The sequence below is a fragment of the Variovorax defluvii genome (assembly GCF_039541515.1).
Classification (GTDB): Bacteria; Pseudomonadota; Gammaproteobacteria; order Burkholderiales; family Burkholderiaceae_C; genus Variovorax; species Variovorax defluvii.
This window is the reverse complement of record NZ_BAABGJ010000020.1, coordinates 237077-248400: the sequence shown is the minus strand read 5'-3', so window position 1 is coordinate 248400 and position 11324 is coordinate 237077. Positions and strand designations below refer to the sequence as shown.

The window sequence follows — 11324 nt, the reverse complement described above, 5'->3', positions numbered from 1 at the left end:
CAGGAGACCGCGATGATCTCGGTGGCGACGCCCTTTTCCTTCAATCGGACCGCTTCTTCGACGGCGATCTCGTCGAAGGGGTTCATGCTCATCTTCACGTTGGCGATGTCGACGCCCGTGCCATCGGACTTGACGCGGACCTTGACGTTGTAATCGACGACCCGCTTGACGGGGACCAGGACCTTCATTGGTGTGACTCCATTGAATTGCGAAACCGGGGGAATGCAGGGAAACCTTGGATTTTAGGCACCGGGCTGCGGGGAACTGTTCTCTGGATCTCGCCGTTCTGCACTGCAGGAAAAAAGAACGGTCGTGCTTTTTTGCAAAGAATTATAGGCGAGCTTCACTCGTTCCCGATAGGCCAGGAGGTAACGATTCGACGCGCAGCACGCGCTGCGGATAGGGAATGTCGATGCCGGCACTGCGCAACCCTTCGAGGACGGCGACATTGATGGGCGAGCGCACGTTGTCCTTGCCCTTGTCGGGATCGGCGATCCAGAAGTTGAGCGTGAACTCCAGCCCGTCGGGCGCGAAGTTCGTGAGGAAAGCGACCGGAGCCGGGTCGCGCAGCACCCGCGGCTGCGTCAAAGCCGCATCGCAAAGGATGGCCTGCACCTGCGCCACGTCGCTGTCGTAGCCGACCACGATGACGGTGCTGAGGTTGAACTTGAGGTCCGACACGGAGAGGTTCTCGACCCGGCTGGTGATCAGCGACTCGTTCGGTACGATCGACTCGCGCCCGTTGCCCTGGCGCACCAGCGTGTAGCGGGTCTTGATGTCGGTGATGCGGCCCTCGAAGCCATCGACCTTCACGTTGTCGCCGATGCGGATGGAGCGCTCCAGCAGGATCACGAAGCCGCTGACGTAGTTGGCCGCCAGCTTCTGCAGCCCGAAGCCCAGGCCGACGCCGAGCGCGCCGCCGAGCACCGACAGCGCCGTCAGGTCCACGCCCACCGCCGACAGCGCGAACAAGAGGCCGATCAACAGCAGCACGGCACGCAAGGCGTTGGATGCCACCTTGCGCATCGACAGGTCGGTGAGCGCGTTGCGCAGGATGCGCGTCTCCACTGTCGAGGCGATCCACAGCGTGACCACCAGCACGACGGCCGCGGACAGCGCCCCCTCGAGCATCGTGCGCAGGCTGACCTGGTTCTTGCCGAAGGACAGCGTGATGTTGTCCAGCTCCGCCAGCACCGCGGGCAGGAGGCCCACGATCCACAACACCGCACAGACCCAGGCAACCCAGGAGATGGTGCGCTCCACCAGCCGCGCCAGCGACGAGGCCGGGAACACGACCCGCAGCACGCGCGCGAAGAGACGGATGGCGACCAGCGAGAGGAACACCGACACCGCGATGCGCAGCACCAGCACCGGCTGGAAGTCGAGCGTGAAGCGCCGCGCCAGGTCGGTCAGCAGCACGGCCAGGAGCGGAAACAGCAGGCCGTCGAAGGTGTGTTCGCCGAACCAGATCGATTCCTTGGGCTGGTCGCGCCCGAACCAGCGGCAGATGACCCATGCCAGGGCCACGCAGCCCACCAGGGCGGCCAGTTCGATCAGGAGGCTTTGGGAGTCGATCCGGGAAAGGCGTTGCGTGAAGTCGTCGAAATTCATTGCTCAGAGATCTGCGAGCACCCGCACGTGCGCCTCGACGCTGGCGGCGAGCGCATCCAGGTTGTAGCCGCCCTCCAGCATGGACACGATGCGTCCCTGGGCGTGGCGGCGCGCGACAGCCCGGATGCGCTCGGTGATCCAGGCGAAGTCGCTTTCGTTGAGGCGCAACTGGCCCAGGTCGTCGTCGCGGTGCGCATCGAAGCCCGCGCTGACGAAGACCATCTGCGGACGGAAGTCCTCCAGCCGCGGCACCCAGCAGGCCTCGATGAGCTCGCGCACGTCCATGCCCTTGGTGTAGGCCGGCACCGGCAGGTTGAGCATGTTGGACGCCGGGTGGTCGGTGCCGCTGTAGGGGTAGAAGGGATGCTGGAAGAAGCTCACCATCAGCACCCGCGGGTCGTTGCTGAAGATGTCTTCGGTGCCGTTGCCGTGGTGCACGTCGAAGTCGACGATCGCGACACGCTCCAGCCCATGCACCTCGATCGCGTGGCGCACGCCCACCGCGACGTTGTTGATGAAGCAGAAGCCCATCGCCTTGTCGTGGCAGGCATGGTGGCCGGGCGGGCGCACGGCGCAGAAAGCGTTTTCCAACGCGCCGGAGATCACCGCGTCGGTCGCGGCGATGGCCGCACCGGCGGCGCGCCGGGCGGCGAGCATGGTGAAGCGGGTGAGCGCGGTGTCGGGATCGAGCTGCGCATGGGTCGGGCCGCCGGCCGGCTCGTCCGCCACCAGGCGGTCGTTGAGCGCCTCCAGGTGCTCCATGTGCGCGACACTGTGGGCCCGCGTGATCTGCTGCAGCGTGGCCAGCGGCACCTCGCCGTGCTCGAGGGCATCGGCCACGCCGGTCAGCAGCAGGCGGTCCTCGATGGCATCGAGCCGCTGAGGACACTCCGGATGGCCCATGCCCATGTCGTGCTTCCAGCAGTCGCGGTGTGTGAAGTAGCCGGTTTTGCCCATGGTCGGTCACCTCGTAGGCTCATGAAGCGCAAGGCCGCAGGGCTTACGGTATCGTTTGCATATGGATACAAAAATGGACGTCGCCGCGAAGCTCGCCAGTTTGCTCGGCCAGCTTAACACGGTGATCGTCGGCAAAGAGGCGCAGGTGCGCGACTGCGTGGCCTGCCTGCTGGCCGGCGGCCACCTGCTGATCGAGGACGTGCCGGGCGTGGGCAAGACCACGCTGGCCCACGCACTGGCCCACACCTTCGGCCTGCAGTTCTCGCGCGTCCAGTTCACCGCCGACCTGATGCCGGGCGACCTGTCGGGCGTGGCCATCTACGACCGGGGCCAGCAGTCCTTCGTCTTCCACCCCGGGCCGGTCTTCACGCAGGTGCTGCTGGCCGACGAGATCAACCGCGCCAGCCCCAAGACCCAGAGCGCCCTGCTCGAAGCCATGGAAGAGAAGCAGGTCACCGTCGAGGGCGAGACCCGACCTCTTCCCGCCCCCTTCTTCGTGATCGCCACGCAGAACCCGCACGACCAGCTGGGCACCTTCGCGTTGCCCGAGTCGCAGCTCGACCGCTTCCTGATGCGCATCTCGCTCGGCTACCCCGACCGCGCGGCCGAGCGCGCCCTGCTCGCCGGCGCCGACCGGCGCGAGATGCTGGCCGGCCTGCCCGCGCTCCTGACCGCGGGCGAACTCACCGCGCTGCAGCAGCGCGTGCTGCAGGTGCATGCGGCCGAGCCGCTGCTGAACTACGTGCAGGACCTGATCGCCGCCACCCGCTCGGGCCGCTGGTTCCTGCAGGGCCTGTCGCCGCGCGCCGGCATCGCGGTGCTGCGCGCGGCCAAGGCGCAGGCCCTGCTGGCCAACCGCGACTACGTGGCGCCGGACGACGTGCAGGCCGTGCTGCCGCAGACCATCGCCCACCGGCTCACCCCGGTCGGCGATGCGGGGCGCGGCGCGGTCGAGCAGGTGCGCGCCATGGTCGCCGCGATTCCCCTGCCGTGAACCCCTCCGCGCGCCTCCTCGCACCGGTCCGCGCGCGCATCGACGGCTGGTTCCTGTCGCGCCGTCCGCCTTCCGACACACTGGAACTCACGCAGCGCAACGTCTACATCGTGCCCACGCCCGCGGGCTGGATGCTGGGCGCCACCCTGCTGGTGCTGCTGATCGGCTCGATCAACTACCAGCTCAACCTGGGCTACCTGCTGACCTTCCTGCTGGCGGGCAGCGTGGCGGTCGGCATGCACGTCGGCCATGGGACGCTGCGCGGGCTGGGCCTGCGGCTGCTGGCGCCGGACCCCCAATACGCCGGGGCAGCCGCCGTGCTGCGCGTGGTGCTCAGCAACACGCGGCGGACCACGCGCTACGGCATCGGCCTCGCCGTCCGCCACAGCGGCCAATGGTCCTGGGGCGACGTGCCGGCGCAGGGCAGCGAAACGGTCGAGGTCGCGTTCAAGGCCGACCGGCGCGGGCTGCACCCGGTGCCCACGCTGACGGCCGAGACCCGCTTTCCGCTCGGCACCTTCCGCGTGTGGACGGTGTGGCGGCCGGCGGCACAAGTGCTGGTCTACCCGGCGCCCGAGGCGCATCCGCCACCGCTTCCGCCGGGCGAGCCGCTGGCGGGGCAGGCGGCCTCCACCGCGATGCGCAGCCACGTGGCCGGCGAATACGACGGCGTGCGGGCCTACCGGCGCGGCGATCCGCTGAAGCTGGTGGTCTGGAAGCGGGCCGCCCGGGCGCAGGCCGTCGGCTCCGAAGAACTCGTGAGCCGGGACACGCAGCAGGCCCAGCGCCAGGAGCTTTGGCTGGATGCGCAGCACACGGGGCTGAGCGACCCGGAGGGACGCGTGTCGCGTCTCTGCGCATGGGTGCTGATGGCGGACCGGCTGGGCGTGGACTACGGCCTTCGTGTCGCGGGCAGGACCGTCCCGCCCTCGCAAGGCGAGGCCCATCGCCGGCGCTGCCTGGAGGTGCTGGCGCTGTGCTGAAACCCGCGCAAAAGCTGCAGGCTCTTCCGAGAGAAGCCCGGGACACCCTGTTCCTGCTCTCGGTCATCGCCCTCATCCTGCTTCCCCAGCTTCCCAACATCCCGTGGTGGTGCAGCGCCCTCACCGCCATCGTCCTGGTCTGGCGCGGCACCCTCGCCGTCCAGGCCAAGCCGCTGCCCGGCCGCTGGTGGCGGGTCGCCCTGCTCGCCGTCACGATGGCCTCCACCTACGCCACCTACCGCACGCTGCTGGGCCGCGACGCCGGCGTGACGCTGATCGTGATCCTGCTGGCGCTCAAGACGCTGGAGCTGCGCGCGCGCCGCGATGCCTTCGTCATCTTCTTCCTGGGCTTCTTCACGATGCTCACGAACTTCTTCTACTCGCAGTCGCTGCCGACGGCGCTGGCGATGCTGCTGGGGCTGCTGGGCCTGCTGACGGCGCTGGTCAACGCCCACATGCCGGTCGGGAAACCGCCGCTGCTGCAGGCGGCGCGCACCGCCGGCTGGATGGCATTGCTCGGCGCGCCGATCATGCTCGCGCTGTTCCTGCTTTTCCCGCGCATGGCGCCGCTGTGGGGCACGCCCAGCGACGCGATGGCCGGCCGCACCGGCCTGTCGAACAGCATGAAGGTCGGCAGCATCGCGCGGCTCGCGCTGGACGACGGCATGGCCGCGCGCATCCAGTTCGACGGCGACCGCGTGCCGCCGCAGCAGGTGCTGTATTTCCGCGGACCGGTGCTCACCCGCTTCGACGGCCGCGAATGGACGGCCCCGCCGCTGTTCCCGCGCGGCGCGCCATCGGACCTGCGCGTGCAGGGCGAGCCCGTGGACTACCAGGTCACGCTCGAACCCAGCAGCCGGCCCTGGCTGCTCACGCTGGACGCCACTCCCGACAAGCCCGGGCTGCCCGGCTACGAGCTGTACTCCACGCCCGAGTTGCAATGGGCGGCGACCCGGCCGATCAGCGACATGGTGCGCTACCGCGCCCGCAGCTTCACCCGCTTCGAAAGCGGCCCCCTGCGGCGCAACGCCGGCCTGCGCAGCCTCACGATGCTGCCGCCCGGCTCCAACCCGCGCACCGTCGCACTGGCCGCCCAGATGAAGAGCGACCCGGCGCTCGCCGGTGCCGATACGCAGGCCTTCGTGCAGGCCGCGCTGCAGCGCCTGCGCACCGGCGGCTACAGCTACACGCTGGAGCCCGGCATCTACGGCGACGACACCGCCGACGAGTTCTGGTTCGACAAGAAGGCCGGCTTCTGCGAGCACATCGCCTCGGCCTTCGCGGTGCTGATGCGCGCCCTCGGCATCCCCGCGCGCATCGTCACCGGCTACCAGGGCGGCGAGCTCAACGGCGTGGACAACTACTGGACGCTGCGCCACAGCGACGCTCACGCCTGGACCGAGGTGTGGCAGGAAGGCCGGGGCTGGGTGCGGGTCGACCCCACCGCCGCCATCTCGCCGGACCGCATCGGCCAGTTCCAGCGCCTGGCGCCGCAGCCGGGCCTGTTCGCGGGCGCGATGGTGGCGGTCAGCCCCACGCTGGCGCAGAACCTGCGCGCCGCCTGGGAAGCGCTGAACAACGGCTGGAACCAGTGGGTACTCAACTACACGCAAAACCGGCAGCTCGATCTGCTCAGGAACCTGGGCTTCGAGGCCCCCAGCCTGCAGGACCTCGCCACCGTGCTGCTGCTCCTGCTGGTGGCCGCCAGCCTGGCCGGGGCCGGCTGGACGCTGTGGGAGCGCAGCCGGCACGACCCCTGGCTCCGCCTCCTGGACCAGGCGCGCGCACGGCTGGCCCGGGCCGGCATCGATCTGCCCGAGGCCGCGCCGCCCCGCCAGATGGCGGCACGCCTGGCCGAGCGCTTCGGCGCCGGCACGCAGGCGGCGCAGGACTGGCTGCTCAAGCTCGAGGCACAGCGCTACGCCGCCACGCCCGGGCCCGGGCTGGCCGCCCTGCGCGCGGAATTCCGCCGCCTGTCGTGGCCGCGTTGAAAGCGCGCAAGAACACCACGATTTCGGGCGGGCCGGCAGCACGCGACGGCACAATCGGGGCCCATGCGCCGCCTCCTTCCGACCGCCCTCCTCTCGTCGATCCTCGTCCTGCTGGGCGCGACCCTTCCTCTCCTCCCCGCCGCGGCCCAGACACAGAAGGCCGTGCGCGGCGAGACGCTCTACGCCACGCGCGAGGACGCCATGCGCTTCGCCGACGACGTGGCCGAGCGCCGCAACCTGGACCGCACGTGGGTGCGCACCACCATCGGCAACGCGCGCCTGCTGCCCAACGTGCCGCGCCTCATGCTGCCCGCGCCGCGCGGCACGGCGAAGAACTGGCGCGTCTACCGCAGCCGCTTCATCGACGCGGCGCGCATCGGTGCCGGCGTGCGCTTCTGGCGCGCCAACGCCGACACGCTGGCGCGGGCCGAGGCCGAGTTCGGCGTGCCGGCCGAGATCATCGTCGGCATCGTCGGCGTGGAGACCATCTACGGCCGCAACATGGGCAACTTCCGCGTCATCGACGCCCTGGCCACCCTCTCCTTCGACTTCCCGCAGGGCCATCCGCGCGCGGCCGAGCGCCAGGCCTTCTTCCGCGGCGAGCTTGAAAGCTTCCTCAGCACCGAGAGCCGCACCGCCGAGAATCCGATGGTGCCGGTGGGCAGCTACGCCGGCGCCATGGGCATGCCGCAGTTCATGCCCAGCAGCATCGCCAAGTACGCCATCGACTACGACGGCGACGGCCGCATCGACCTGGTCAACAGCACGGCCGACGTGATCGGCTCGGTCGCCAACTACTTCAAGGCCTTCGGCTGGACGCCAGGCATGCCGTCCGTCTACCCCGTGGCCTTCGACGAAGCCCGGCTGCGCAAGGACGTATTGCTGGCCCCCGACATCCGGCCCACTTTCAGCGCCGACGCCTTCGTGGCCGGCGGTGCCGTTCTCGAAGGCGAAGCACTCGAGCACAAGGGGCTGCTGGCGCTGATCGAGCTGCAGAACGGCGCCGACCCGCCCAGCTACGTCGCGGGCACGCAGAACTTCTACGTGATCACGCGCTACAACTGGAGCAGCTACTACGCGATGTCGGTGTTGGACCTCGGGCGCGAGGTGCGCGCCGCGATGGAGCAATAGACGATGCAGCTTGAGGCGCGCCGCGCGGCCTGGCAGGATGCCTGGCGCGATCTGGGCACCACCGCTTCCGATGACGCCTTGCTCGCGCAACTGGAGACGCGCTACGCCGAGCCCCACCGCGCCTACCACACGCTGCAGCACCTGGACGAATGCCTCGAAGGCCTGGCGCGCGAACGCACCCGTGCGCTGCGTCCGGGCGAGGTTGCGCTGGCGCTCTTCTTCCACGACGCCATCTACGACGTGCACGGGCACGACAACGAGGAACGCAGTGCCGACTGGGCACGGCAGGCCATGCTCGACGCACGCGTGTCGCCCGATGCCGCGCAGCGCGTCCATGCGCTCGTGATGGCCACGCGACACCAGGCGCAACCGCAGGAGGCGGATGCGCAACTGCTGGTCGACATCGACCTGTCCATCCTCGGCGCGCCGGCGCCGCGCTTCGCCGAGTACGAGCGGCAGATCCGCATCGAGTACGCCCACGTGCCGCCCGATGTCTTCGAGCCCAGGCGCAAGCGCATCCTGGGCGCCTTCCTGGCGCGCGAACCGCTCTATCTCACGCCGTCGATACGCGCCACGCGCGAGGAGCAGGCCCGCCACAACCTGCGCCAGGCGATCGGCTGATCAGCCGCCGAAGCCGCCGCGCGCCACGACCTGGCCGTCGCGGTCCACCACCACCGCCTCCCCCATCGCCACCGCTTCGCCGGTGAAGGCCGTGATGTTGACCTGGTGCGTCACCCACACCTCGAAGGCGCCGGCCGGAATGCGCGCCAGCCCGGCCAGCAGCCGTGCCCGGTTCCCGGGCGCGACGGCGGGGTTGGCGAAGCTCGAATTGAGCGGCGCCCAGGGCTCGTGCGTGCCGAAGGCCAGGTCGGCCGTGTCCTTGCAGCGGCACCAGGCACTGGAACGCACCGCGCGCGGCGCCAGGCCGCGGCTGCGGAACCATTCGCCCGCCGCGCGCGCCTGTGCACGGCCCGCATCGCTCAGGTTGCGCTGCGTGCTGCACTGCGCGAGGCTGAAACCGGGTGGATCGCCGATGCCCGGCGTGGTCTGCGCATGGCGCCACAGCAATGCGCAACTGCCGGCGCGCAGGCGCCCAGCCATCGCATCATCGCCCTGCTGCGCATAGGCACGCTGCAGCCACAGGGCCGCGCCCAGCAGAATGAAGTCGCGCCGTCCGTTCATGCACGGAGGCTAGCAAAGACCCAGCCCCAAAGCAAAGCGGCTGCCGCGCCCATCGCGCGGCAGCCTTCACGAAGCCCCAAACACTCAGCGCGCCTTGCCTTCCTTCCAGGCCGTCAGCAGCTTCTCGTAGTCGATGGTCTCGCCCTTGGGCTTTTCGTTGGCCAGCTTCTTCCACGGTGCGTGCTGGTCGCTCAGCCACTTGTTCGGGTCCCCCTTGGCATTGAGCTTGGGCGCGCACTTGGCCATGCCGGCGCGCTGCAGGCGGGCCATCACGTTGTCCATCTCCTCGGCCAGGTTGTCCATGGCCTTCTGCGGGGTCTTCTCGCCCGTCACCGCCTCGGCCACGTTCTTCCACCACAGCTGCGCGAGCTTGGGGTAGTCCGGCACGTTGGTGCCGGTGGGCGACCAGGCCACGCGCGCCGGGCTGCGATAGAACTCGACCAGCCCGCCCAGCTTGGGCGCCATGTCGGTCATCGCCTTGGACTGGATGTCGGATTCGCGGATCGGCGTCAGGCCCACGATGGTCTTCTTGAGCGAGGTGGTCTTGGCGGTGATGAACTGCGCATAGAGCCAGGCGGCCGCGGTGCGGTTCTCGTCGTGGTTGGCGAAGAAGGTCCAGGAACCCACGTCCTGGTAGCCGTTCTGCATGCCCTGCTTCCAGTACGGACCGTTCGGGCCGGGTGCCATGCGCCACTTGGGCGTGCCGTCGGCATTGACCACCGGCAGGCCGGGCTTGGTCATGTCGGCGGTGAAGGCGGTGTACCAGAAGATCTGCTGCGCGATCTGCCCTTGCGCCGGCACCGGGCCGGCCTCGCCGAAGGTCATGCCGGTGGCTTCCTTGGGCGCGTACTTCTTCATCCAGTCCACGTACTTGGTGAGCGCATAGACCGCCGCCGGCGAGTTGGTGGCGCCGCCGCGCGACACGCTGGCGCCCACCGGCGTGCACTTGTCGTCGGCCACGCGGATGCCCCACTCGTCGATCGGCAGGCCGTTGGGCGTGCCGATGTCGGCCGAGCCGGCCATCGACAGCCAGGCGTCGGTGAAGCGCCAGCCCAGCGACGGGTCCTTCTTGCCGTAATCCATGTGGCCGTAGATGGGCTTGCCGTCGATGGTCTTCACGTCGTTGCTGAAGAACTCGGCGATGTCCTCGTAGGCGCTCCAGTTCAGCGGCACGCCCAGGTCGTAGCCGTACTTGGCCTTGAACTTTTCCTTCAGCTCAGGCCGCGCGAACAGGTCGGCGCGGAACCAGTAGAGATTGGCGAACTGCTGGTCCGGCAACTGGTAGAGCTTGCCGTCCGGCGCGGTCGTGAACTTGGTGCCGATGAAGTCCTTCAGGTCCAGCCCAGGGTTGGTGTACTCCTTGCCCTTGCCGGCCATGTAGTCGGTCAGGTTCATGATCTTGCCGTAGCGGTAGTGCGTGCCGATCAGGTCGGAGTCGGAGATCCACCCGTCGTAGATCGACTTGCCCGACTGCATCGAGGTCTGCAGCTTCTCGACCACGTCGCCTTCCTGGATCAGGTCGTGCTTGACCTTGATGCCGGTGATCTCCTCGAAGGCCTTGGCCAGGGTCTTGGATTCGTACTCGTGCGTGGTGATGGTTTCCGAGACCACCGAGATCTCGCGCACGCCCTTGGCCTGCAGCTTCTTGGCCGCATCGATGAACCACTTCATCTCCGCCGTCTGCTGGTCCTTGCTCAGGGTCGACGGCTGGAACTCGCTGTCGATCCACTTCTTGGCCTCGGCCTCGCCGGCCCCCGCGCTCTGAATGGCACAGGCGGCCGCTGCCAGTGCCAACGCCGTGTAGCGAATCTTCATGATCAATGTCTCCTCGAGTTGCTTCCCGTGTTGTGCACATGCCGGCCCCCGGGAAAGCGAAGAGCCGGACAGTGTGGAAACATCGCTAGCCCTTGCGCATGATCAGCGCCAGCACCAGCATCGACAGCACGAAGCTGATCCAGATGGAGGGCTCGGCCTCGAGCCCCATCCATTCCTGCAGCTTGCCGGCCAGCCCGATGAAGATCAGGTTGATGTAGGCCGCGACCAGCAGGCCGATGAAGAGCCGGTCGCCGCGCGTGGTCTCCATGGGCAGCCAGCCGCGGCGCAGCGTGGTGGGGGACTTGATCTCCCACACGGTCATGAACACCAGCATCAGCGCGATGCAGCAGAAGAAGACGGCCACGGGCGTGGTCCATACCATCCATTCGAACATATCAGCTCACCCCCAGTCTTCGCGCACTTCGTGTCGCTTCGCCAACCCCCTCGCCGGGGGCAACACCAGCGGCCCGGCAAAGCCGGTTCCGCGGAGGATGTTGCTCTCCCCCAGGCTCCCCCACTTCGTGTGGTCCGCCAACCCCCTCGCCGGGGGCAACACCAGCGGCCCGGCGAAGCCGGTTCCGCGAAGGATGTTGCTCTCCCCCAGGCTCCCCCACTTCGTGTGGTCCGCCAACCCCCTCTCCGGGGGCAACACCAGCGGCC

The 11324-nt window shown here is 68.8% G+C and carries 10 protein-coding genes and 1 pseudogene; 5 read left to right on the top strand and 6 right to left on the bottom strand.

Going from position 1 to position 11324, the window contains the following annotated elements:
• The 3 genes and pseudogenes from ABEA07_RS12335 to ABEA07_RS12325 form a co-directional block, all read right to left on the bottom strand.
• Nucleotides 1-188, bottom strand: a pseudogene (locus ABEA07_RS12335) (electron transfer flavoprotein subunit beta/FixA family protein); the annotation flags it as partial.
• 142 nt (nt 189-330) lie between these two features.
• Nucleotides 331-1611 carry a mechanosensitive ion channel family protein gene (locus tag ABEA07_RS12330; RefSeq protein ID WP_345538128.1) on the bottom strand — a complete coding sequence of 427 codons (1281 nt, stop codon included), beginning with the start codon at nt 1609-1611 and terminating at the stop codon, nt 331-333.
• Between the two features lie 3 nt (nt 1612-1614).
• Nucleotides 1615-2568: a histone deacetylase family protein gene (locus tag ABEA07_RS12325; protein WP_345538126.1), complete on the bottom strand. Its 954-nt coding sequence runs from the start codon at nt 2566-2568 to the stop codon at nt 1615-1617.
• A 73-nt stretch (nt 2569-2641) separates the two neighbouring features.
• On the opposite strand from ABEA07_RS12325, the gene ABEA07_RS12320 reads away from it, so the two are divergent.
• The 5 genes from ABEA07_RS12320 (at nt 2642) to ABEA07_RS12300 (ending at nt 8288) form a co-directional block, all read left to right on the top strand.
• Nucleotides 2642-3562, top strand: coding sequence for an AAA family ATPase (locus ABEA07_RS12320; RefSeq protein ID WP_345538125.1), 921 nt, complete (start codon nt 2642-2644; stop codon nt 3560-3562).
• A complete protein-coding gene (locus tag ABEA07_RS12315; RefSeq protein WP_345538124.1) occupies nt 3559-4545 on the top strand; it encodes a DUF58 domain-containing protein in 987 nt (328 codons plus the stop codon). The genes ABEA07_RS12320 and ABEA07_RS12315 overlap by 4 nt, the downstream gene beginning before the upstream one ends.
• The gene (locus ABEA07_RS12310; RefSeq protein WP_345538122.1) at nt 4539-6536 is read left to right on the top strand and encodes a transglutaminase TgpA family protein; all 1998 of its coding nucleotides are present in this window, start codon (nt 4539-4541) and stop codon (nt 6534-6536) included. Before ABEA07_RS12315 ends, ABEA07_RS12310 begins: the two co-directional genes overlap by 7 nt.
• Before the next feature lie 63 nt (nt 6537-6599).
• Nucleotides 6600-7667 carry a lytic murein transglycosylase B gene (gene mltB, locus ABEA07_RS12305; protein WP_345538121.1) on the top strand — a complete coding sequence of 356 codons (1068 nt, stop codon included), beginning with the start codon at nt 6600-6602 and terminating at the stop codon, nt 7665-7667.
• 3 nt (nt 7668-7670) lie between these two features.
• Entirely contained in the window at nt 7671-8288 is a 618-nt protein-coding gene (locus tag ABEA07_RS12300; RefSeq protein ID WP_345538119.1) for an HD domain-containing protein, read from the top strand.
• On the opposite strand, the gene ABEA07_RS12295 is transcribed toward ABEA07_RS12300, so the two are convergent.
• From ABEA07_RS12295 to ABEA07_RS12285, 3 genes are all read right to left on the bottom strand, one after another.
• On the bottom strand, nt 8289-8849 hold the full coding sequence (locus ABEA07_RS12295; RefSeq protein ID WP_345538118.1) for a histidine phosphatase family protein: 561 nt from the start codon (nt 8847-8849) through the stop codon (nt 8289-8291).
• Nucleotides 8850-8933: 84 nt separating this feature from the next.
• Nucleotides 8934-10664, bottom strand: a complete 1731-nt coding sequence (locus tag ABEA07_RS12290) for an ABC transporter substrate-binding protein (RefSeq protein ID WP_345538117.1) — start codon at nt 10662-10664, stop codon at nt 8934-8936.
• A gap of 85 nt (nt 10665-10749) precedes the next feature.
• On the bottom strand, nt 10750-11058 hold the full coding sequence (locus tag ABEA07_RS12285) for a DUF2160 domain-containing protein (RefSeq protein ID WP_345538116.1): 309 nt from the start codon (nt 11056-11058) through the stop codon (nt 10750-10752).
• Nucleotides 11059-11324 lie beyond the last annotated feature (266 nt).

Bases quoted from the DNA above. Each gene is read 5' to 3' on its own strand.
- ABEA07_RS12300 (WP_345538119.1), top strand. From the start codon at position 7,671: ATGCAGCTTGAGGCGCGCCGCGCGGCCTGGCAGGATGCCTGGCGCGAT.
- ABEA07_RS12325 (WP_345538126.1), bottom strand. From the start codon at position 2,568: ATGGGCAAAACCGGCTACTTCACACACCGCGACTGCTGGAAGCACGAC.
- ABEA07_RS12295 (WP_345538118.1), bottom strand. From the start codon at position 8,849: ATGAACGGACGGCGCGACTTCATTCTGCTGGGCGCGGCCCTGTGGCTG.
- ABEA07_RS12285 (WP_345538116.1), bottom strand. From the start codon at position 11,058: ATGTTCGAATGGATGGTATGGACCACGCCCGTGGCCGTCTTCTTCTGC.
- ABEA07_RS12330 (WP_345538128.1), bottom strand. From the start codon at position 1,611: ATGAATTTCGACGACTTCACGCAACGCCTTTCCCGGATCGACTCCCAA.
- mltB (WP_345538121.1), top strand. From the start codon at position 6,600: ATGCGCCGCCTCCTTCCGACCGCCCTCCTCTCGTCGATCCTCGTCCTG.
- ABEA07_RS12320 (WP_345538125.1), top strand. From the start codon at position 2,642: ATGGACGTCGCCGCGAAGCTCGCCAGTTTGCTCGGCCAGCTTAACACG.
- ABEA07_RS12290 (WP_345538117.1), bottom strand. From the start codon at position 10,664: ATGAAGATTCGCTACACGGCGTTGGCACTGGCAGCGGCCGCCTGTGCC.